The 23,390-nt window shown below is 41.4% G+C and carries 19 protein-coding genes; 11 read left to right on the top strand and 8 right to left on the bottom strand.

Annotated elements, in window-relative coordinates:
* Positions 1-10: 10 nt before the first annotated feature.
* On the bottom strand, positions 11-328 hold the full coding sequence (locus IMY23_RS08740; protein WP_192821713.1) for a hypothetical protein: 318 nt from the start codon (positions 326-328) through the stop codon (positions 11-13).
* 199 nt (positions 329-527) lie between these two features.
* Between IMY23_RS08740 and asnB the strand changes: the two genes are divergently transcribed.
* From asnB to IMY23_RS20305, 9 genes are all read left to right on the top strand, one after another.
* Positions 528-2,375 carry an asparagine synthase (glutamine-hydrolyzing) gene (asnB, locus tag IMY23_RS08735; RefSeq protein ID WP_370589840.1) on the top strand — a complete coding sequence of 616 codons (1,848 nt, stop codon included), beginning with the start codon at positions 528-530 and terminating at the stop codon, positions 2,373-2,375.
* A gap of 53 nt (positions 2,376-2,428) precedes the next feature.
* Positions 2,429-3,781, top strand: a complete 1,353-nt coding sequence (locus IMY23_RS08730) for a UDP-glucose/GDP-mannose dehydrogenase family protein (RefSeq protein ID WP_192821711.1) — start codon at positions 2,429-2,431, stop codon at positions 3,779-3,781.
* A gap of 13 nt (positions 3,782-3,794) precedes the next feature.
* A complete protein-coding gene (locus tag IMY23_RS08725; RefSeq protein ID WP_192821710.1) occupies positions 3,795-4,757 on the top strand; it encodes a UDP-glucuronic acid decarboxylase family protein in 963 nt (320 codons plus the stop codon).
* Positions 4,758-4,876: 119 nt separating this feature from the next.
* Positions 4,877-5,797, top strand: coding sequence for a glycosyltransferase family 2 protein (locus IMY23_RS08720; RefSeq protein WP_192821709.1), 921 nt, complete (start codon positions 4,877-4,879; stop codon positions 5,795-5,797).
* 47 nt (positions 5,798-5,844) lie between these two features.
* Positions 5,845-7,281, top strand: coding sequence for a lipopolysaccharide biosynthesis protein (locus IMY23_RS08715; protein ID WP_192821708.1), 1,437 nt, complete (start codon positions 5,845-5,847; stop codon positions 7,279-7,281).
* Between the two features lie 114 nt (positions 7,282-7,395).
* Positions 7,396-8,469, top strand: coding sequence for a glycosyltransferase (locus IMY23_RS08710; protein WP_192821707.1), 1,074 nt, complete (start codon positions 7,396-7,398; stop codon positions 8,467-8,469).
* A gap of 68 nt (positions 8,470-8,537) precedes the next feature.
* Positions 8,538-9,737 carry a glycosyltransferase gene (locus tag IMY23_RS08705; RefSeq protein ID WP_192821706.1) on the top strand — a complete coding sequence of 400 codons (1,200 nt, stop codon included), beginning with the start codon at positions 8,538-8,540 and terminating at the stop codon, positions 9,735-9,737.
* Positions 9,738-9,852: 115 nt separating this feature from the next.
* Entirely contained in the window at positions 9,853-11,094 is a 1,242-nt protein-coding gene (locus tag IMY23_RS08700) for a glycosyltransferase (RefSeq protein ID WP_192821705.1), read from the top strand.
* A gap of 6 nt (positions 11,095-11,100) precedes the next feature.
* Entirely contained in the window at positions 11,101-12,180 is a 1,080-nt protein-coding gene (locus tag IMY23_RS20305) for a glycosyltransferase family 4 protein (RefSeq protein ID WP_192821704.1), read from the top strand.
* Positions 12,181-12,332: 152 nt separating this feature from the next.
* On the opposite strand, the gene IMY23_RS08690 is transcribed toward IMY23_RS20305, so the two are convergent.
* The 7 genes from IMY23_RS08690 to IMY23_RS08665 all read right to left on the bottom strand — a co-directional run bounded on the left by IMY23_RS08690 (position 12,333) and on the right by IMY23_RS08665 (position 19,559).
* Positions 12,333-13,157 (bottom strand): IS3 family transposase, encoded by an 825-nt coding sequence (locus IMY23_RS08690; protein WP_225986461.1) that lies wholly within the window; start codon positions 13,155-13,157, stop codon positions 12,333-12,335.
* A gap of 8 nt (positions 13,158-13,165) precedes the next feature.
* Entirely contained in the window at positions 13,166-13,441 is a 276-nt protein-coding gene (locus IMY23_RS19970; RefSeq protein WP_370589906.1) for a transposase, read from the bottom strand.
* Between the two features lie 84 nt (positions 13,442-13,525).
* Complete coding sequence (locus IMY23_RS08685) at positions 13,526-14,635, bottom strand: acyltransferase (protein ID WP_192821703.1); 1,110 nt, start codon at positions 14,633-14,635, stop codon at positions 13,526-13,528.
* Between the two features lie 89 nt (positions 14,636-14,724).
* Positions 14,725-15,327 (bottom strand): IS982 family transposase, encoded by a 603-nt coding sequence (locus IMY23_RS08680; RefSeq protein WP_192821702.1) that lies wholly within the window; start codon positions 15,325-15,327, stop codon positions 14,725-14,727.
* 366 nt (positions 15,328-15,693) lie between these two features.
* A complete protein-coding gene (locus IMY23_RS08675; protein WP_192821701.1) occupies positions 15,694-17,079 on the bottom strand; it encodes a hypothetical protein in 1,386 nt (461 codons plus the stop codon).
* Between the two features lie 53 nt (positions 17,080-17,132).
* Positions 17,133-18,281 carry an acyltransferase gene (locus IMY23_RS08670; protein ID WP_192821700.1) on the bottom strand — a complete coding sequence of 383 codons (1,149 nt, stop codon included), beginning with the start codon at positions 18,279-18,281 and terminating at the stop codon, positions 17,133-17,135.
* Positions 18,282-18,287: 6 nt separating this feature from the next.
* Positions 18,288-19,559 carry a lipopolysaccharide assembly protein LapB gene (locus tag IMY23_RS08665; protein ID WP_192821699.1) on the bottom strand — a complete coding sequence of 424 codons (1,272 nt, stop codon included), beginning with the start codon at positions 19,557-19,559 and terminating at the stop codon, positions 18,288-18,290.
* Between the two features lie 292 nt (positions 19,560-19,851).
* Between IMY23_RS08665 and IMY23_RS08660 the strand changes: the two genes are divergently transcribed.
* Together IMY23_RS08660 and IMY23_RS08655 are read left to right on the top strand one after the other, a co-directional pair.
* Positions 19,852-20,766: a M20/M25/M40 family metallo-hydrolase gene (locus tag IMY23_RS08660; protein ID WP_192821698.1), complete on the top strand. Its 915-nt coding sequence runs from the start codon at positions 19,852-19,854 to the stop codon at positions 20,764-20,766.
* A 322-nt stretch (positions 20,767-21,088) separates the two neighbouring features.
* Positions 21,089-23,335 (top strand): sodium-translocating pyrophosphatase, encoded by a 2,247-nt coding sequence (locus IMY23_RS08655; RefSeq protein ID WP_192821697.1) that lies wholly within the window; start codon positions 21,089-21,091, stop codon positions 23,333-23,335.
* Positions 23,336-23,390 lie beyond the last annotated feature (55 nt).

Raw genomic sequence — 23,390 nt, 5'->3', positions numbered from 1 at the left:
GCGTCACCTCTTACGGAATGGGGAAGGCTTTTTGTAAACATGGCCCAAAACTTTCTGGTACATAGTTTTGCTGGGCAGGTAAAGCTTCTGTTTTCGGCCTCATTTCCAGAAATGAGGCCGAAAACAGAAGCTTTATTTTTTTGCTCCATCTGTAATTTGAAATAATTTTCAGCCAGATTAAACAGAACAGCGTACCATGTAACGTTTGGTGAGAGACCTTGCGTTTTTGGGCTCTATTTTGGAAATGGAGGCAAAAACGGAGAGTAAGATCAATTTTATCGAACCCTTTAGGAATCTTTCCAGAACCTGAAATGTCTGTAGGTGTCATGTTTGCCTTTCAAGACGTTGACCAGTAAGGGTGTGCTGCTTTTCATAATGTGAGGGCCACAACATTTAGGTTCAACTAAATATAGTTTTTACAATATCTTAGAACCATCTCAGGTATAAGTCGTACCTTTGCGTCAATTATGTGCGGAATTTCAGGAATCTACGCTTTTAGCCAAGAAGGTCGGCAGACCATTCAACGTTTGCAAGACTCTACCGATGCGCTCGCGCTCCGTGGACCAGATTCCAGCGGCCATTTCACCCATGGCGCCGTTGGTCTGGGGCACCGCCGTCTCTCCATCATTGATGTGAGCGATGTGGCGTGCCAGCCCATGGTAGACGAGCAGGAGCGCTATACCATCGTCTTCAACGGTGAGATTTTCAACTACCAGGAACTTAAGAAACAGCTGCAGGCCAAGGGCTATTCGTTCTTTTCGCAGTCAGACACAGAGGTGCTCCTGAAGTATTACATAGAGGAAGGGCCTTCGTTCCTGAAGAAGCTGAACGGTTTCTTCGCCTTCGCTATTTATGACAAGCAGGAAGAAACGCTGTTTGTGGCCCGCGACCGTATGGGCGTGAAACCCCTGCTCATGTACCAAGACGAGGACAAACTGGTCTTCGCCTCTGAGATGAAATCCATTCTGGCGTTTGACATTCCGCGCAAGCTGGATTACGTCTCGCTGTACCAATACCTGCAGCTTAATTACATTCCGGCCCCGGCCTCTATTTTCAAAGGCGTTAAAAAACTGATGCCCGGCCATTACCTGCTCATCAACAAGAAGGGCAAGGTGGAGAACAATAGGTGGTATAAGATTCCGTATGACGAGAAAAAGGTGAAGCACAATGACCTGTCTTATGACGCCCAGCAGAAGAAACTAGTGGAGCTGATGGACGGGGCCGTGCAGCGCCGCATGATCGCCGATGTTCCGCTCGGCGCTTTCCTGAGCGGTGGAATTGACTCGTCTGCCATTGTGGCCTTGGCTTCACGGCACACCCAGCATTTGAACACCTTCTCCATTGGGTTTAAAGATGAGCCGTTCTTTGATGAGACCAAGTACGCCAAATTGGTGGCCGAAAAATACAAGACCAATCACACGGTTTTCTCACTCACCAACAATGATTTATACGAGCACCTTTTCAGGGCGCTTGAGTACATAGACGAGCCGTTCGCAGATTCCTCTGCCCTGGCCGTCAACATCCTGAGCCACCACACGCGCCAAAAGGTGACTGTGGCCCTTTCCGGTGACGGTGCCGATGAACTCTTTGCCGGCTACAACAAACACATGGCCGAGTACAAAGTGCGCCAAGGTGGTTTTCTGGCAGAAACCGTGACCGCCCTTCTTCCCCTTTGGGAGATGATGCCGAAGTCGCGTAATTCTTCTTTAGGCAACAAGGTAAGGCAGTTCCAGCGCTTCGGCGAAGGCATGAACCTGTCGGCCAAAGACCGGTACTGGCGCTGGGCCTCCTTCGCTACCGAAGACGAAGCTAGAAATCTTCTTAGTGGCAAGTCAAAGCGCATTCTGTCCAAAGACACGTACAAAAAACGCCGGCAGAAAATTTTGAGCCACCTGTCAGACAAAGGCGATATCAACGAAGTTTTGTACACAGACATGCAGCTGGTATTGCCCAATGACATGCTGACCAAGGTGGATCTAATGTCAATGGCTAACAGCTTAGAGGTCCGTACGCCGTTTTTAGATTATAAAGTCGTTAACTTTGCCTTCTCCTTGCCCCAGTCCTCTAAAATTGACGGCGGCATGAAGAAAAAGATTGTGCAAGACGCGTTCAGAGACATGTTGCCTCCTGAGTTGTACAAACGGCCCAAGCACGGCTTTGAAGTACCTTTGCTGAAGTGGTTCCAGAATGAGTTGAAACCTATGATCATGGATGATTTGCTGTCAGACACCTTCATAGAGGAGCAAGGACTTTTCAGCGTAAAGGAAATACAACGGCTAAAAGCCCAGCTTTTCTCCAGCAATCCCGGCGATATCCATGCCCGGATCTGGGCTTTGGTAGTGTTCCAGCACTGGTGGAAGAAGTGGATGGTGTAAATGGCAAGGTAGCCTAGATAGAACTTAATAGTAATTGATATAAAAATTAACGCATGAAAATTGCTGTAGTAGGAACAGGTTATGTTGGTCTGGTAACTGGTACCTGCTTTGCTGAAGTAGGCATTGATGTGACGTGTATTGACGTGAACGTCAAGAAAATTGAAGACCTCAGACAAGGGATTCTACCCATTTATGAGCCAGGATTGGAAGAAATGGTGCTTCGTAATGTGTCTAAAGAGCGTCTACAATTCTCAACAGATTTAGCAACAGCCATTAAAGGCTGTGATGCTGCATTTATTGCAGTGGGTACTCCTCCAGGCGAGGACGGCAGCGCAGACTTAAAATATGTGCTTGGTGTAGCCCGTGAGATTGGACAACACATGGATGGCTACTTGGTAGTTGTAACCAAGAGCACTGTGCCCGTAGGTACCGCTAATAAAGTGAAACAGGCAGTGACAGAAGAACTTCAGAAGCGCCAATCGGCTTTACAGTTTGACGTTGCCTCTAACCCTGAGTTCTTGAAAGAAGGTGCTGCTATTGAAGACTTCTTGAAGCCAGACCGCATTGTGATTGGAGTGGAGTCTGAAAAAGCCGAAGAAGTGATGCAGCGTCTGTACAAGCCTTTCTTGTTAAACGGCCACCCCATCATTTTTATGGATGTTCCCTCCGCAGAAATGACTAAGTACGCTGCTAATTCTATGTTGGCTACCAAAATCAGCTTCATGAACGACATAGCTAACCTATGTGAGATCATGGGAGCGGATGTGAACATGGTTCGCCGGGGAATTGGCTCTGATACACGTATTGGCAATAAATTTATATACCCTGGCATTGGGTATGGCGGCTCCTGTTTTCCTAAAGACGTGAAAGCTTTAATCAAGACAGCCTCAGAGAATGGATATCAAATGCAGATTCTTCAAGCCGTGGAATCCGTTAATGAAAACCAGAAAGAGGTGCTCTTTAGCAAAGTGAAGAAACACTTTAAGGGAGAATTGGCCGGTAAGACATTTGCCTTATGGGGTTTGTCTTTCAAGCCTAAAACAGATGATATGCGTGAAGCTCCTTCACTTGTCATCATTGAGAAGCTATTAGCAGAAGGAGCCAAAGTGAAGGCGTATGATCCTGTTGCCATTAAGGAAGCACAGCACATGTTAGGGGAAAAGGAAAATGTCTCTTATGCGAAGGATGAATACGAAGCTCTGATTGATGCAGATGCTTTGTTAATTGTGACAGAGTGGCCAGAGTTTCGGTCCCCCAACTTCTCAGTGATAGGTAAATTATTAAAGAATAAAGTCATCATTGACGGCCGGAATATCTATGATGCCAAAGAAATGCAAACTTTAGGCTTTTGCTATTATGGCATTGGCGTACAGGAGGTGCAACCCCTGACTGAGATGACAAACTAATATGCCTGAAACTATGAAAAGAGTATTGATAACGGGTGGTGCTGGTTTTTTAGGTTCCCACTTATGCGATAAATTCATTAAAGAAGGGTATCATGTCATTGCCATGGACAACCTCATTACGGGGGATTTAAAGAATATTGAGCACTTGTTCAAGCTGGAGAATTTTGAATTTTATAACCATGACGTTTCCAAGTTTGTCCATGTACCAGGGCATTTAGATTACATCCTTCATTTTGCGTCGCCTGCTTCGCCCATAGATTATTTGAAGATCCCCATCCAAACCTTAAAAGTAGGGTCATTAGGAACTCATAATCTGCTTGGATTAGCTAAGGCCAAGAAAGCTAGAATGTTGATTGCTTCTACGTCAGAAGTCTACGGAGATCCAGAGGTGCACCCGCAAGTAGAGGAGTATTGGGGTAATGTAAACCCGGTAGGACCGCGGGGATGCTATGATGAAGCAAAACGCTTTCAAGAAGCTATTACCATGGCCTATCACATGCATCATGGATTAGAAACCCGCATTGTGCGTATCTTCAACACCTATGGGCCAAGAATGCGACTCAACGATGGTCGCGTTCTACCGGCTTTCATGAGCCAAGCCTTGCGTGGTGAGGAGCTTTCTATTTTTGGAGATGGCTCCCAGACCAGATCATTCTGCTACGTAGATGATTTGGTTGATGGCATTTATAGGCTTTTATTGAGTGACTATGCATTGCCAGTCAATATTGGAAATCCTTCTGAGGTAACTATCAAAGAATTTGCAGAGGAAATCTGCAAATTGACAGGCGTAGACCTGAAACTAGGCTACCAACCACTTCCGGAGAATGATCCCCAAAAACGGAGACCGGACATTTCCAAGGCCAAGGAGATTTTAGGCTGGGAACCGCAAGTATCTAGATCAGAAGGGTTAAAGAGGACATTGGATTACTTTAAAGAGCACGTTAATACAGCTCCTGTTGAAGCAAGAGAGTTCTAAGTGCTGTTTAAGGACTTTAAATTTAAAACCTCAGCCCATACTTTTAAAGTATGGGCTGAGGTTTTAAATTTTAGAAAAATAACATTAATAATAGACTTATAACAGTTTCTTTATTTATTATGGAAAGTGTAAGTGTAGTGATTTCTACCTACAATGGTGCGAACAAAATTAGGACGATTCTGGAGAGTCTTACTCTACAAAGTGTACGAAATTTTAATGTAATTATTGTGAATGATGGCTCTACTGATAGCACTATAGAGGTGGTGCAAAGTCTTATTCGTAAGTTACCTTTAAAAATTGAACTCATAAATCAAGTTAACAAAGGTAGAAGTGCTGTTAGGAATACAGGTGCTAGAGCTGCTGAGAATGGATTGTTGATTTTTTTTGATGATGATATGCGTTTAACGCCCAATTGTGTGGAAAAGCATATTAAATACCAAGAAGAATTAGAGGGTACTATAGTTGTAGGGAGTGTTCCTGAGGATCTTGCTGTTGCAAGTACAGATATACAAAAGTATAAAGCTTTTAGAAGTAGAATATGGCATGTGAATTATTTAAATAAACAAGGTCCTTTATCCAAAGAAAATTTATTTCTTACAGCCGCTAACTTCTCAATACCTAAAAAAATGTTCTTCCTTTTGGAGGGATTTGATGAAAATCTCAATGATAATGAAGATTTTGATTTAGCAATAAGAGCCTATTATGCCAATTTTCCTGTTTATTTCAGGCCAGATGTGATTGCATGGCATGATGATTTTATTACTTTTAAATCCTTTATTCATAGACAGAGAGAGTATAGGAAAGCGCAAACTAGATATGCCGCTATAAAGCCAGATTTTGTGCGTGAATTCAACAGATATCAAATTGCCCCGCCTAGCCTTCTAAAGAGAGGTGTCTATAATCTTTTTGCTAAAAAGGAGTGGGTTGATATTGTGGATAAAGAATTGTTGAATCATTTATTTCCCCAAAAAGTTAGATATAAGCTATATACTTTAATATCCACTTCCTTAAGCGTTTACTACCCAGATGTTAAAATTTAAGCATGTTGAGTCAGTAAGTCTGAATCGAGGATATCTTATATCGATATATGAATTTTAAGTTAATGAAAAACACAGGGATATATACCCTTCTAGGATTTATACCTCTAGTTTCCTCTTTCGTACTACTTCCTATATATACCCAGTACTTAACAGCTGCAGATTATGGGATAGTATCCCTTGCTGGAGTCATGGAGAGTTATTTGTTAGTACTTATTACGTTTGGGATGCAAAGCGCATTTTCAGTCTACTACTTTGATTATTTAAACCTAAATAATGGCATTGCAAGACTTTTAAGTACCGTGCTTTTGTCCATTCTAGGTATTGGGCTAATTTTTGTGATGATTTTCTTGTTTGGAGGTGAATATATTTTTAATTCTCTTTGGGAAAATAATTTACCATTTAAAAAATATGGTTGGTATATATATTCAAATGCAGTTGTATTATCACTGAATCAAATCATTTTTCAATATTACCGTGTCTCGGAGAATTTGAAGCAAGTAATGTTTGTTTCTCTTGCTCCTTTTTTTGGTAGCACCATTGGAGGCATTATTGGTATTGTTATCCTGAAGAATGGAGCACTTGGGGGGGTGACCGGAAAAGCAATTGGGACATTACTAATGTCGATTCCTTTTTACTTATTATTATTTAAAAAAATAGGGGTTGGTTTTGATGCTAAAATTGCAAAAAATATTTTTAATTATGCATACCCGTTTGTATTGATTTTTTTTATTTCGAATCTCTCTGAAACGGCAGATAGGTTTTTAATGAATCAGTATTTTGATTTGAAAATTGTAGGAATTTACGCTTTTAGTTTAGTAGTGGTAAGCCCAATACGTATTCTTATTCAGTCTTACTGGAATTCTGTAACTCCATCAATGTACAAAGCGGTTTCAGAAAATAGTATTGGGAAAATCAATATAGTGCATAATGGATTGAGTGGAGTTCTGATTGTTAGTTTAACCTCAATTTGGGGAGTCATTATGGTGGTCGATCCGGTAATAAGGATTGTTGCAAATCCTACGTATTATGGAGCGATTTATTATATTCCTGTATTAGCGTTAACAGTTTTTGGAAGATCATATGATTTGATTTATACATTCAATGCGTCATTTTATAAAATGACGAAGTTTCTTCCTTTAATCAATGTTGCTTCGTTGGTGGTTGGAGTTTCAAGTGCGCTTATCCTTGTAGGACACATTGGTATAGGAGCTATATTTGTAGCTGTCGTCTTAAGCAAAATTACACAAGGTGTATCTGCTTATTTAATTGATAAGTTGCTAGGTTATAATAGCTTTCCACTGCAGTATCAAATGCCTTTAGTTTTGTTGACATTTGTAATGGTGATATTGAACTATATTGTTATATACGACCATTTTGGAAGTAATATTGAGATAGTTCATTTTACAGAAGGCGTTTTGTTTTTTTTGGCATTTTTTCTTTATAATAGAGATTTGTTCAAAAAAATTGTGAATCATCTAAATTAGATACGTATTATACATGCATGCTTTTATTTATTGATATCTAGGAAAATAAAGATTGAAATTGATTAATGGTAGTGGATTTGTGTCAAATGGCAATGTTTTTATTAGGTGGAATTGATGAAACGTAAAGTAATAGTTCATATCATTGATTCTCTTGGACGCGGTGGTGCTGAAACCTTATTAATTGGGGTTGTAAATTCATTAGCTGAGTTTAATCATGTTATTATCAGTCTAAAGCCTCTTAATGAATTTGAATTAGAGTTGCAGGGGGTGAAGGTGCATTTTCTAAATTTAAAGTGGTATCATTCTATACCTGGTGTAGCATTTGAAGTAAAGAAGATAATAAAGGCATCTGCGGCAGATGTAGTACATGCAAATTTGTTTTGGTCAAGCATTGTGTCTAGAATAGCTACTCCCAGAAATGTAAAGCTAATTAACTCATACCATGCCTTAATTTATGGATCTGAAGGGGCTAACTATCCTGTTTATGCAAGATTGTTAGATAAGTTTACGTATTATCCGGCCATTACAACACTTTGTGTATCAAAAGGTGTAAAAGACAACCTGGCAGTCCACGTAGGAATCAATAAAAATGCCCACATCTTACATAACTATATTGAAGATGCCTTTTATTCTAATTACAGACCTGCAAGAATTGAGGAAGGCAAATGCAAGCTTGTTGCTGTAGGGAATTTAAAGGAGGACAAAAATTATAAAGTAATAATTGAAGCTTTTTCTCAATTAAGTAGTCCTTTGCAAGAGCATATAACGTTAGATGTTTACGGGAAGGGCGCTTTATTAGAAAGTTTGAAAGAGCAGTGTAGGAACAAGCAGGTTTCCAATATATATTTTAAAGGGTCAGTTACCAATGTAGCCGCAATTTTGCCTGCCTACGACGCCTTTATCCTTTCATCAAAAACTGAAGGATTTGGAATAGCAGTTGCTGAAGCAATGGCTGTTGGTTTACCAGTGATTGTTTCTGATCTACCTGTGCTTAGAGAAATAACAGCGGGAATTGCGGTTTATTTTGATCCTTTTAAACCCGGGAGTTTGTGCCAAGTCATTGAAGATTTTGTAACTGACAAACGGAAAATGGTAGAATTATCTGCAAAAGGGCATGACGTTAGTAGATTATACCAAAAGGATCTTTACCTTAAAAAATTAACTGAATTTTACTTTAGTGATCAATGATGGACTGGATCTTTGTTAAAAAATGTGTTTTGTTAAAAAGCTAATAAGTAGCTGTTTTTATTGTGGTAATGCAGGAGAGAAGAAAGAATATTTTATTGTTAATTCCTACTTTTACTGAAGGGGGAGCTCAAAAAATGGTATTTGAAATAGGCAAAATCCTTGCTGAAAAGTATAATGTTTTTGAGTGCTCTTATGACGCTTTTGGTGAGCCACATGTCTTTAAGAATAGTAATAAAATTTTATCATTGAATTCGCCACATGGTGGTTCTATACTCAAAAAGTTAACTGATTATCCTAAAAAGATTTCAAGACTTAGGGATATTAAAAGAGAATACAGTATTGATATAACCATTAGTAATTTATGGAGCGCAGACTTGGTGAATATACTTTCTGGGGCTGATAGCAAAACTATATCAATAGGCCACATTAGTATAAAAGGTAATTTTCAGAACCGACTTTTATTAAAATTAAGAAAATTTGTTAAGTTAATTTATAATAGATTTGATAAAGTAATAGCTGTAAATGAAGCCTTAATGACTGAATTAGGCGAGCTATTTGAGATCCCGAAAGGGAAAATTGGCTTTATTAACAATTTCATTGCTTACCCTGAGAAGCCAATCGCTAATAAGGCAAAGCTTGACACAAATAAAAGACTAGTTACAGTAGGGCGGTTAAACCCCATCAAGAACCAAGCGCCGCTTTTATATATATATCAACAATTAAAAAGTAAGTTTACTACACTACAGTTGGTAATTATTGGGAACGGACCCTTAGAAGAGGAATTAAAAAATATAGCGAAGTCAATGAGCTTGCGCATTGCTTCTTCTATAGGGGATGTAAACGCTGATATAGTATTTACAGGGTTTGTTAATCCTTATACTGTATTAAGTGGCTGTGATATTTTTGTTTTTCCATCTAAATCTGAAGGTCTTCCTTTGGTCATGTTGGAGGCAATGAACCAAGGTTTGCCAGTAATTGCTAGTGATTGCCCCACTGGGGGAGCATATGTGGTATTAGAGGGCAGTGGCGGTCATCAACCAGATAGGGTAGATTTTGAAGAGACCAAGACGGGCTTTTTAATGCCAATACCTGACGCAGATAAAGTAGAGACTATTACCACATGGGAACATGTTATCAAAAACTTGTTGGACAATCAAGAAATGATTGATGAGAAAAGTAGAGCTGCTATGCTTAGATCACTTGAATTTTCAGTTGAAAATATCAAAACCGAATGGTACGACCTTATAGAGGAAGTTTGCCAAAAATAATAATTATTCCGAATTGCACAATACCTGCTTTTCAATTGATTGAGCTTACACTGCGTTTGAGAGCTTTGAAATTATATCCAGTAGATCATTGTTCTAGCGTAAGTGACTATTTAAGATGAACATTATGAATGTATTGTATATTAGTTATGATGGAATAACTGATCATATTGGCCAATCTCAGATTGCTCCTTACTTAATGGGCTTGGCAGCTAAAGGGCACCAAATTACATTGCTTACTGCTGAAAAGATTGAACGCCAAGATATAATTGATCAATTCAAAGAAAAGTTTGTAGAATCCGGGGTTGAATGGCATTTTGTAAAATACCACTATAGCCCTCCTGTATTTTCTTCTGTTTTTGATATTTTTCAGATGAGACTAAAAGCTCATGCTATCATTAATAAGAATAAAATTGAAGTATTGCATTGCCGAAGCTACATGGCATCACTTATTGGCCTACATTTTAAGCGAAAGCTAGGTACAAAGTTTATTTTTGACATGCGTGATTTTTGGCCAGATGCTAGGAAAGAGGTCAAGCAATTTGATGTTGATAATAATGTAATTCATAGATCTGTTTATAATTATTTTAAAAGAAAGGAAAAAAACTTTTTAGAAGAAGCTGATTACATTATCAGTTTAACGGAGGCTGGGAAACAAGTTTTAAACGGTTGGCAGGAAAAGGGTATGAAAATAGATGCCCCAATTGCCGTCATTCCTTGTTGCGCTGATTTTGATGTTTATGATCGAGATAGGTTAGAATCTGAAAAATTGGCGTTAATGCGAGAAGCATTGGGTCTTCAAAAAGGTGAGTTTATTTTGAACTATTTAGGAAGCCTTGGTCCAGCTTATCTGACAGATGAAATGATGGATGTCTTTAAAAGACTCTTGATTAAGAAACCAGAGGCTAAGTTTCTAATTATAGCCAACAATGATCATCATTTAGCACTTCAATCATCTGAAAGAAAAGGTCTTCCTTCTGACAGAATCATAGTTAAGAAAGGTACTAAGAAGGAAGTACCCTATTTAATTGCCCTTTCAGATTTGTCCCTTTTCTTCATCATTCCTTCTTTTGCGAAACAGGCATGCTCGCCTACAAAGTTGGCAGAACTTCTGGCAATGAATGTGCCTGTAATAGGCAATACCAAGGTAGGTGACGTAGATTCAATTCTTCAATTAGAAGAAAACAATTCTGCTGTTGTAAAAGCATTTACAGATGTTGAGTATGATGCTGTCTTAGAGAAAATCCTTCCTAAAATAGCGTTAGGGAATGATCATATTAGAGGGCACTCTATGAGATTCTCCCATTTGTGCGGTATAGACTCTTATGATGCCGTTTACCAATCACTTAAGAATAAATAAACTGCTGTGAAAATACTTTTTGTTGCCCCTTACCCATTTGCCAAGGCTCCTAGTCAAAGGCTTAAATATGAACAATATTATTCTTACTTTGAAGATGCGGGTTATGAAATTACAACCAGCTCCTTCATTGATGATCAATTTTGGTCAATCGTGTACAAACCAGGAAATGTCTTTAAGAAAATAATTTTTACCCTGTTAGCCTATCTGCGGAGGATAGGGGATTTATTTCGTTTAGGTCAATATGACATAGTATATGTTCATTTATGGGTTACTCCAATAGGTCCGCCCGTGTTTGAGTGGCTTTTTAGAAAATTCTCTAAAAAACTGATATATGATATTGATGATTTGATTTTTCTAAAACCGAAGAGCAAAAGTAATCCGCTCATCAATTGGTTGAAATCTGGGAGTAAGCCTATTTATTTAATGAAGGTTGCTGACCATGTTATTACATGTACTCCTCATCTTGATACTTTTGTTAGGCAATATAACCATAAGACAACAGACATTTCTTCAACTATTAATACCCAAATCTATAAGCCTAGGGAAAATTACTCTATTTCTAATAATAAGCTTACCTTAGGTTGGAGCGGTAGCCATAGTACTTCTAAATATGTTTATTTGTTGAAGGATGTATTTATAAAATTGAAAGAAACCACAGACTTCAGGCTCTTAGTAATTGGGGATAAAGAGTTTAAGATGGAAGGGGTTGATGTTACATCAATAGCCTGGCAAGAGAGTACTGAGGTTATTGACTTATCTAAAATTGATATAGGTTTGTACCCTTTACCTGATGAAGAATGGGTGCTGGGTAAAAGTGGCTTAAAAGCTTTACAGTACATGGCACTTGGTATTCCTACAATAGCAACAGCAATTGGGGCAAATTTCAGAGTAATAGAACACGGCGTTTCTGGGTATTTAGTGAAGGATGACCAGCAATGGTTAGATGCCATTATAGCATTAGCAAATGATAGCCAACTAAGGGAGTCTATTGGCACAAAAGCCGCTGAGAGAGTTGAGCAATATTACTCTATTAATGCAAATGCGCCCGTGTATTTAAAAATAATGGACAGTCTTCTGAAAAGGTGAGAATCGGGTAAGTGATTTAAAAAGTATAATGCGTTGGTAGAATACATGCCTCTATTGTAATATTAGTGTAAGTACCCCATTTTTCGGTCAGTCTAAAGCAGACTTTTCTACTTCCATTATCGATGCTATCAGGAAGTGGGAATGTGGTAAACTTACGGCGGCGGGGCAAGGTGCGGAGGTAAGTTTACCATATTTCCACTTCCCTTTTTCACTGGCCATTGGCTTGGGGTTAAGTTGCCCAACGCCTCGTGCGGCCTTTTGGTATTGTATTCCCCTATCCACTGCCCGGTTAACTGCCGCACTTCCTCCAGGTCGAAAAACAAGTAGGCATTGAGTATTTCCCGGCGGTAACTGCCATTAAACCGTTCAACATACCCATTCTGCATGGGCTTTCCCGGCTGGGTATATTGGATAGTGATTTCCTCCTTCTTGCACCAGGAATTGAAATCAGCACTGGTAAACTCCGGGCCATTATCCACCCGGATGGCAGCTGGCTTACCACTCCAGTCAATGAGCTGTTCCAAGGGGCGCACGACTCTTTTGGCCGTGATGGAAGTGGTAATCTCTATCGCCAATGCTTCCCTGTTGCAGTCATCAATTATATTCAACGTCCTGAATTTGTTGCCCGAGGCCAAGCTGTCGCTCATGAAATCCATGCTACAGCTGTTGTTCAGCACTTCTTGCGCTTGCAGGGGCTGTTTTACCCGGGCCGGCCACCTTCTCTTACCCCTTTTCTTTTTATTCAGCTTTAAGAGCCTGTAAGCCCGGTACACCCGCTTGTGGTTCCACGCCTTCCCGTCCCTTTTCAGGCAGGCCTGAAGCTTGCGGAAGCCATACACCGGATGCTCGTCGTCCAACGCCTGTAGAGCGCTTATTATTTCCGTGTCATCCTTGCGGCTCTTGTTATAAAACTGGGAGCGGGCCAGGCTGCTGAGCCCGCAGGCCTTGGTAACCGGTAAAGCATAGTCCGAAACCAATTCTTCGGCTAATTGCTTTTGTTGCCAAGGCCCCAGCCTTTTTTTGTTATTACTTTATTTAGAACGGAGTGGTCCAGGCTCAGATCAGCGAACATCTTCTTCATCCGGGCATTTTCTTCTTCCAGCTCTTTCAGCCGCTTGACATCTGAGGCTTCCAAACCTCCATACCGGCTTTTCCATATGTAAAACGTGGCCCGGCTTATTTCCAGCTCCCGGCAAATATCCTCGGTCTTCCGACCAGACTCATTTTCCTTGATAGACTTTACTATCTGGCTTTCACTGATTCTGCTCTATCTCATCTTTTGCAGTTTAAAACTAAACCCTTTTTGTCTACTTTTAAACTGTCTCGGTTTTAGGGATACTTACAATCAAATCTTACTGATAGCCGTTCCTGAGCTTTTAACAGTGGCAAACCTATTTTTTATTTTTAAAAACGGTTTTTCAAAATATGTATAAGAAACATAAGAAAGTAGTATAGTTAAACCTAACACACTTCCATAGACTAAAGGAAGCTTGAGTATAGGCTCTAAATTTAAACCTCCTATAGCCTTTCCTAAAAAGAAGATAAGTAAAGGGTGAATAATATATAAGCCATATGAAATCTTACCTAGAAAATCAGAAAAGCGATTATCTAAACTTACTATGTAGTTTTTACGTGTTATTTGACTAATAATTATTAGTGTAGTAACAACCGACACAATCTCACTATCAAGTATAGAGGCAACATGAAATTTATTAAGTATGATCAATAACATTACTATCCAACAAAGGGCTTGGGTAAGTAAATGGGTAGAAATTTTTTCAAATAATTGATTGCCACGATAGTAAAGAATAGCGCCACCTGCCCCAATCATCATGCAGTGTACCCTAGTAATTCCAATAGCTGAGGAAATTATTTCAGTACCTGGAAGTATGTGAAACAACACTTTCAATACAATTAGAAGTCCAGCTATTGCCATCACTTTTGTTAAAAAGTATTTGTGGGTGAATTTTACAAGCCATGGCCAAAAAAGGTAAAACTGTTCTTCTACTGCCACAGACCAGTAATGTGCCACAAAGGGTACATATGCTTCAAACAAAAAAGGAACGTTGGCAGCAAGTAAAACATAAAAAGGGACAGATGAAGCAGGATATTCTATATTATAGATTGTGGCTACCGCTAAACTAGTTGCTAAGTAAAGGTAATACAAAGGCCATATTCTTAGAATTCGCCGATAATAGAAGTGAGGAACATTTATTGAATTCTTTTTCTTTTCTACAAGAAGGAGGTAGGTTATAAGAAACCCGCTTAACGCAAAAAACATACTAACTCCAAACCCGGCTAGCATGTAACCTTTTGCACTACCATCAGGATTATAGCCAAAAAGCGGCTCCAGATTAAAGCTTTCGCTAGCTAAAGAAGTATGAGAAATTACTACTGCCACTGCTGCAAAGGCTCTAATGCCATTTAATCCTTTAAAATGAACAACTCCACTCATATACTGAAAAAGTAGGTAAAATATTGCCGCAAATATAAGGTCAAATTCTTGCTTTTCTATTTACATAGTATAAATAATCCAAGTTGCGATTAAATACATTTGTTGATGGTGTAAGCAAAGATAAAGAGGACTAGCTTGAGCAGGAATCCCTCGGGCGTTACGGCATGGATTGATCGCGGGAAGGCCGCCGTGATTTCGCTGAAGGTGGTTTCTATCTTCTTACTCATAGCGGTTTTTATATAGTCCATCGCCGGGCTGTCTTTCCGTTTGCTGTTGCTTTTCCGCTGGGTGAGCAGGTTCACCCGCTCGCACTCCTCCATCAGGTCCTCCATTTCGTAGTTGGTGTAGGCGCTGTCGCCATACAGGCTGCTGCCCGGCGGCAGGTCCAGGTGCATGGCCTGAAGGGCCATGCCGTCGTGCACGCTGCCGGCCACGATGAAGCAGTCGACCGGCAGCCCGTCGGCGGTTACGACGAGCTGCACCTTGAAGCCGTAGAAGTACTCCCTCTTGGAGGCGTTGTAGCCCCTGTAGGCCTCTTCCTGCAGCAACCTACACCGATTGATGCGGATGTTGCGGGACACGGCCACCGGAAAGCTCTCGATGACGAACTCACTGGAGGTGTTGAGTTCCTTGAGGCTGTCGTCCAAGGCTAGGGAGATGCCCGCTATGACCTTGCTCAGGCGGTGCAGCACGCGGTAGATTTGCTCTTGTGCGGCATGGGTACTTCTGGTGCTGCCGCATGTAGTTGCTGGCCGTAGTCATGTTGCTTCCGAAGAAGCGCGCTGCCACTAGCGCCTTGGTGATGACCTCCGCGTCGCTCAGCTTGCGTTTGGCCGCCGTTTTCGTGCCCGCTATTTGCAAATAATCATCAACAAAACAGTAAATTGCTATCGTGAAGTCATTCATGGCAAGTCAAGAATTAAGTGTGGTTACTTTTTCCTGAACATGCCTGAGTGGCTTCATAGTTTTATAATGCCACTAAATCGCAACTTGGATTAAATAATAGCGGAATAGCAATTTTTAAAAAATATCCTGCTTAGATTTTGAATAGGATTAGATTACTGATGAAAAGGCGTTTGGTTTAAGGCAGTGCTCTTTCTTTTCTTTCTTTTTTGTTTGTCTACAGTGTATTTTTCTTTATATAAAACTGCTAAGAATAGTAAATAGAAAGGCATAATTGGTATTTTATACCTTACTAATGAACCAAAGTTGGCAGACGAAACACCAACCATAAAAGCAAAAGTAAGGCTGAACAACAAGCAGAAATGAATGATAGGATTATTCCAAATAATTCCAAATGATTTTGTTAATCCTTTTTTAAACAAAAGCTTTATTGTAAAATAAAGGAATAACATGCTCTCAATTGAAGCAAACAAGATAAATGGGTTAAGGTACTCCCAAGGGTAAGGGCGAAAAAGGGTAATGTTAATAGCTAAGGGTATTGCAGCAACAATACCTGCGGGTGAAGAAAAATCCACATTCAGAGTGTAAGTGGAGCCAGCTTTTTGCTCATTGATATAATACGCTGTCATCGAGGCAGTTTCAAGCACGGAATCAACAGAATATCTTCCAAACAGATCGTCAGCATATTTTAGAAATAATGACATGCTGCCAATACCTATTATTAGCATTAGCGGGATGCTAAGAGTGCGGATTAATGGGTTTTTTATTTGGTTTTTGTTACTATTTACCACAAAAATTATAAAGAATGGAATGAACGCAGCGATAATATATGATTTAATACTGTAAATAAGAATTGTACAGATTATAATAGCAATAATATTGATAATAATTTTTCTTCTTTTAATAAATACATAGTATCCGCACATGAACAACCATAACAAAGCTGTAAAAGTGATTGTATCTTTAAATATGCCAGATCCCCACACCAAAACTGAAGGTATATAAAGCGTAGATAAAGCTGCTGCTTTTAGAGGGATTTTAAATTCTTGTATAATGAATATAAAAAAATTCCAAAGGCCAATAAAGGCAATGGTGCAAAAAAACAATGCGTTTGGTAAAAAGGAGTTGAATGAAATTATATTAAATACTCCAGCAACTTTACTTACAACAAATGAGGCATCTGCAAAAAGGTGATAATTTCTTCCATGTAAACCATCTCTATTAGTTAAGTTAAAAGTTTTTAAATCTTCAATAATGGTTCTATAAAATTCTTCAGGATATTTAAACCAATATTCGGTAAGCATTTTCGCCCCTTTAAAGTATGCTGTTCCATCATACGCGCCTTTATAATAATATTGGTAAATTAATGAAATTGATATGCATCCAAAAATTTTTAAATATAGTGCGAGGGTGAAATGTTTTTTTAGAAGTTTGTTATTTCCGTGTTTTTTGTTAAAATATATATTTAATAAAAATATTAAAGCAGCTAAGTAAAAGGGTGTTAAAAGGTAGTCTTGGAGAAAAATAAACTGATTCTTCATGCTTGTTTTCGTAAGCTGCTTGATTCTAGATATTTCAATTAGTATATAGATTGTTATTTGTCTGGGATTGAATTATGTGAGATTATAACGTGAGTATCAAATTTGGTTTTTAGCTTTAAGAATTTTTTCTCGAAATAGTTGTAGCTTATCCAACTAATACACATTGTTATTGATAGTGCTAGTATTGTGTCAAGAATTAGAACTGAAGGTAATGAGGTGTTAATTTTTAACAATTTGGTTGTGTTGGTTGCAATTAGTATTCCAATGAAGTGAAGGCAATATAATCCGTATGTGTATTTTCCCCATTTAGTAATTGTCTTAAAATTGCTAAATTTATAAAATGAATTTTCTGAAAAATTCTGCTCTAATATGATAAAAATGAAAAATATTGATAGAATTAATCTTTCGAAAGTTTGTAAAATAGCAAAATTTTCAAAATGAGGTGTCATGGCAATAACTAGAAATCCGATAATGTAAAAGATTATAATCTTTGGTTTGTTAAGGTTAGTTATTGATTTTATAAAACTGTTTGAATTGTAAGATAGCCAAGCAAAGAGCCCTCCAATTGATAAATCATTGATAGCACTAAATGTATGAAGGTCTAAAGTTGTATTATTACCAAGGTTTGAATATCTAAATACTAAAGAAAATAATATTAAAATTACAAAGAGAAATGGTCGATATTTTTTAAAGAGAATTATTAAGATTGGCCAGAATAAATAAAATTGTTCTTCTATTGATACGGACCACAAAACACTTAAAACGGAAGAGTCTGGTGTTCCGTTTTGTATAGTATTGAAATTACTTAAAAAAGTTATAAAGTATAGAATATTTGCCGTCTCGTTTGGTGTTTGATTGAATATTGTTTTCAATTGCGGAAATATAATGAATCCAAAGAAAACACAGAAGAAATATAGCGGCCAAATTCTTAATATTCTCCTCATGTAAAATTTAGGAATATTTATTCTAGCATGAGTATTTTCCTCAATTAATAAAAGATATGTTATTAAAAAACCAGATAAAACAAAAAATAAGTTTACCCCAATATGGCCTAGATTCCAAACGTCAAACTTTATAAGCTTATAAATACTTGATTCCTTTATTGAATTGAATTCGGTGTAGCCTGAGTGGCAAAGAAAAACTGCAAAGAACGCTACTGTTCTGATGCCGTCAAGATTTTGAAAATGTATTTTCTTCTGCATTAAAAATTATTGGTTTACTCGTTTATTTTTCTTCAAATACGCCTTTGCCTCTTTCTCCGCATCAGACTTTGATTCAGCCAAGTCCACCACTTTCTCATAATACTGCTTGGCCTGCTTCACATTTTTCTCCTTGTCACTGATCCGGGCTAAGTTTAGAAAAGAAGAAATGTAATACCCAGACTCTTTTTCGCCGGATTGCTCCGCAAAGCTAATACATTGTTGGTAATAAGCTTTGGCTTTAGCCAGATCATTGTTCTTGTGCTGGTTCACATACCCCAGGTAAAAACTGGCGTAGCGCCCACTGATGGCTTCATACCCAAAAGCACGTTGTTTTATTTTCTCCAGAATCTGTAAAGAAGCCTGCTCCGTTAATGTTAAATTTCCTTGTGTAAACGCCATGCGGGCATAGAAGCGTTGGAAATAAGGGTTGTCTGGATAGGTGCTAGCCAGGTACTGCGACAAAGCCATGGCGGCGGGCCCGTTGTTGGTCTCGTTGGCATAGATTTTCATCAAGAAGAATTTCGCCTCGGTGCCGGTGTAAAAGCCGTTGAAGGCTACTTGCTGCAGTTGCCGAAGTCCCAGTTGCTTGTTCCCTTTCGGGAAGAAGTAGAGGATGGGCCGGAGCATTTTGTAGTTCTCGTGGATCCAGACTGCATAGTAGTTGAACAGCGCTTCGCCGAAGAGGAATTCGTCACTGAGGCCGTTGGCTTTTCGGCTTTTCTGCAGGTAATCAAGGGACCGGTTAGCCATGACGGCCGCTTTTCGCCAGTTCTTGCGCTCTGAATGCAAACGGGCCCCAAAGCCGTTAGCCGCCGAAAGGAAAAATGCCGCCTCCAGGTTCTTTTTGTCCTTGTCATACAAATCCTCGGCCAGCGTAATGGTGGTGTCCATGTAGGCCAGGAAGGGCGCGTCAAAGCGGGAGTCATTGATATTGGAGGGCACCATCTTCCACCAGTTGCTCAAACCCAGCAGAAAATAAGGCATGGGGTGTTTGGGGTAGCGGCGGCGCAGAGATTTGAACTGCTTCTCAGCGGTCTCAAATTTGAAGTTGTACATGTTGTCCACGGCGCCACCCAACTCGTTCATGATGCTCTCATTGAGCAGTAGCCAGCCTTTGATGTCCAGGGCCTGCGGCAGCACATCCACTGAGTCCAGGTTGATGGTGCGCTGCAGGGAGTCCAGGAACTTCTGGTCCAGCTGTTTGGTGGTGTCGGGAACTTGGGCCTGCGCGGCAGCGAAGCCAAAGAGCAGGAAGAACAGGGCAAGGAATTTTTTCATCAGGTATGCGGAAGGACAGCCCCACATGCTGCCGTTAGGCTGGTTTAAAGATAAGGACGCCCACAGAACATGCGCCCTGGCCGCTAGGTTTCATTACTGTTTTTTTATCCTTTTGTTTTCGGGCTCATTTCCGGAAATGAGCCCGAAAACGGCTAGAAAACATCACCAAAGGGACGCATTTTTTTAGACTTATCTATAGAACATGCAACTTCTTAGGCTTTCATAAGCAGATTATTCAAAAGCACATCATTGCATGCGGACGCTTGCGTACCTTTGGTGAAAACGATTTACCATGGAATTATTGCATAGGCTGTGCCAAATACATGCCCCTTCTGGCAACGAAGTCCTAATGAAGGAATTTTTGCTGCATTATGTGCAGGAGAACCAAGCTTCCTGGAAAGTGAAACCCCAACTAGTCCACGGCAAAGGTTTCCAGGATTGCCTGATGCTGGTGTTCGGGCAGCCGCGGACCGTCATTTTTGCGCACATGGATTCCATAGGGTTCATGGTGCGCTACGGAAAGCAACTGATAAGAATAGGCGGACCCGTGGCGGAGGCTGGTTACAAGTTGGTAGGGGAGGACAGCCAGGGCAAGATTGAATGCACGGTGGTGGAAAATGAAGAGACGGGCGCGCTCTCATATGACTTTGACCGGGAAATTGAGCGCGGCACGGAGCTGGTCTTCAAATGCGACTATAGAGAAACCGAAGAAACTGTGCAAAGTTGCTATTTAGATAACCGTTTAGGTGTTTGGAATGCGTTGCAAGTGGCTGAGACACTTGAAAATGGGATCATCGCGTTTGGATGCTGGGAAGAAACCGGCGGCGGCTCGGTGGGCTATCTGGCCAAATACATTCATGAAACGTACGGCGTCACGCAAGCGCTTATCTCAGACATTACGTGGGTCACAGAAGGCGTGCAGGCCGGCCAAGGCGTGGCCATCTCCCTGCGCGATTCTTTGATTCCCCGCCGAAGCTTTGTGCAGAAGATTATCAAAATTGCCCAGGAGGCCAACATCCCGCACCAGGTAGAGGTGGAGAGCGCCGGCGGATCAGACGGCAAGGAGCTGCATTACGGTCCTATTCCCTGGGATTGGTGCTTTATTGGCGCCCCGGAAGACCACGTGCATTCGCCAAATGAACTGGTGCACAAAAAAGACATACAGGCCATGGTAGATTTGTATAAGGTCCTGATGCAGAAACTCTAAAACCCAGAGCATAGAGTATAAGATATATTTGTTTTTTAGGGGAGAAACGCTAGCTTGCACAACAGACCTAACCAATGGCCGGTCTGCGCAAGCTGATTTCACCGCGTAGGAAACTGCTTTCTGGTTCTGGTGCAAGTTGCTTTCTCTTTTCCCGTTTTCGGGCTCATTTTCAGAAATGAGCCCGAAAACGGAAAACTGCCACAAGGTGTAGCAAAAAAAGGAGAGGGCAACCAACGCCGGAGCAGAAGCATTTTTGTAATGGTGCGAGAAGCCGGGGCAGACAGGCGAAAACCAACCTAACTACCAAACAAAACCTTACGCTATGCAAACAATTCTTTACGCCATTCCTGCTTTCGGTGTGGTGGCCTTGTTGTACACCGCCGTAAAATCTGCGTGGGTGACCAAACAAGACGCCGGCGACGAAAAGATGAGTACCATTGCCCGTTACATTGCTGAAGGGGCCATGGCCTTCCTTAAGGCCGAATATAAAGTGATGGCCTACTTTGCCGTCATCGCCTCCATCTTCCTCTTTTACATTGGCTACATCGGCGAGAAATCTTCCACCCTTATTGTAGTCGCTTTCCTGATTGGGGCAGTTTTGTCGGCCTTGGCCGGTTTCATTGGCATGCGCATTGCCACCAAAGCCAATGTGCGCACCGCGCAGGCCGCCAAAACCAGTTTGTCTAAAGCGTTAGAAGTGTCTTTTACCGGCGGGGCCGTGATGGGCATGGGCGTGGCTGGTTTGGCCGTGCTGGGCTTAGGCTCCTTGTTCATTGCGTTTTACTATTGGTTTGTGCAGCGCCACGGCGCCAGCGCCAGCAGTGAGGAAATGGAGATTGCTCTGGAAGTACTAACCGGTTTCTCTTTAGGTGCCGAAAGTATTGCGCTCTTCGCCCGGGTGGGCGGCGGTATCTACACCAAAGCTGCCGACGTAGGCGCTGACCTTGTAGGAAAAGTAGAGGCCGGTATTCCAGAGGATGACCCTAGAAACCCCGCCACTATTGCAGATAACGTAGGCGATAACGTAGGCGACGTGGCCGGTATGGGCGCTGACCTGTTTGGGTCTTACGTGGCTACTATTCTGGCTACCATGGTGCTGGGCCGCGAAATTACTGTGACTGACAACTTCGGGGGCTTGTCTCCTATTATTTTGCCAATGCTGATTGCCGGTATGGGCATCATTTTCTCCATGATTGGCTGCCTGTTTGTGCGCGTGAAAGAAGGCGGTGATGTACAGGCCGCCCTGAACATGGGCAACTGGTCTTCGGTGGCGTTGACCGCCGTGGCGTCTTACTTTGTGATTGACTGGCTCATGCCCGAAACCTTGAGCCTGCGCGGCTACGAGTTCACTTCCATGGGAATTTTCTGGGCGGTGATCATTGGTCTGGTGGTAGGTACGCTTATCTCCATCATTACTGAATATTACACCGCCATGGGTAAGAAGCCGGTGATGTCTATTGTGCAGCAGTCGTCTACGGGGGCGGCTACCAACATAATTGCCGGTTTGAGTGTGGGCATGATGAGTACTGCTTTGCCAGTGATTATTCTGGCCGCCGGTATTGTGTTCTCGTATTCGGTGGCTGGTTTGTACGGCGTGGCTATTGCCGCCGCCGGTATGATGGCCACCACCGCCATGCAGTTGGCCATTGACGCCTTCGGACCAATTGCTGACAACGCCGGTGGTATCGCCGAGATGAGCGAGTTGCCCAAGGAAGTTCGCGAGCGCACCGATATTCTGGATGCCGTGGGCAACACTACCGCCGCAACGGGTAAAGGCTTTGCCATTGCGTCTGCAGCTTTGACTTCATTGGCTCTATTCGCGGCCTTTGTGGGCATTTCAGGCATTACTTCCATTGACTTGTACAAAGCGCCGGTGTTAGCGGGCTTGTTTATTGGCGGTATGATTCCGTTTGTGTTTTCGGCCTTGGCCATTAGTGCAGTAGGCCGGGCGGCCATGGCCATGGTGCAAGAAGTTCGCCGGCAGTTCAGGGAGATTCCTGGCATTATGGAAGGCACGGGCAAGCCCGAATATGACAAATGTGTGGCTATTTCCACCAAAGCCGCCATCAGAGAAATGATGTTGCCAGGCGCTATTGCCTTGGTAGTGCCCATTATCATTGGTTTCGGTCTGAAAGATGTGTTTGACGAAGTTTCTTCCGCTGAAATTTTAGGCGGAGTGCTGGCCGGGGTGACCGTGGCTGGCGTACTGATGGCTATTTTCCAATCCAACGCCGGTGGCGCCTGGGACAATGCCAAAAAGTCCTTCGAGAAAGGTGTATTAATCAATGGTGTGATGGAGTACAAAGGCTCTGAGCCGCACAAAGCCTCTGTGACCGGTGATACCGTGGGCGACCCGTTCAAAGATACCTCGGGACCGTCTATGAACATTTTGATCAAGCTGATGTCTATTGTGTCTCTGGTGATTGCGCCGCACATTGCCGTGCAGGAAACTACACTGCCGGCGCCAGAAACAGACCTGAACCTGGAAGGCGTGCATCAGAAACTGGAGAAAACTGCTCCAGAAACCACCTTCCATTACCAAAATTTTAAGGTAGGGGCCAACTGCTAGTATTCCCTTGCAAGAGCAAAGGCAATCGTTCTTTTCTTCTGAAAAGGGCGATTGC

It is taken from the genome of Rufibacter sp. LB8, assembly GCF_014876185.1.
Lineage (GTDB): Bacteria > Bacteroidota > Bacteroidia > Cytophagales > Hymenobacteraceae > Nibribacter.
Note: the sequence above shows the minus strand (reverse complement) of the source record. Positions and strands in the feature narration are given on the sequence as shown.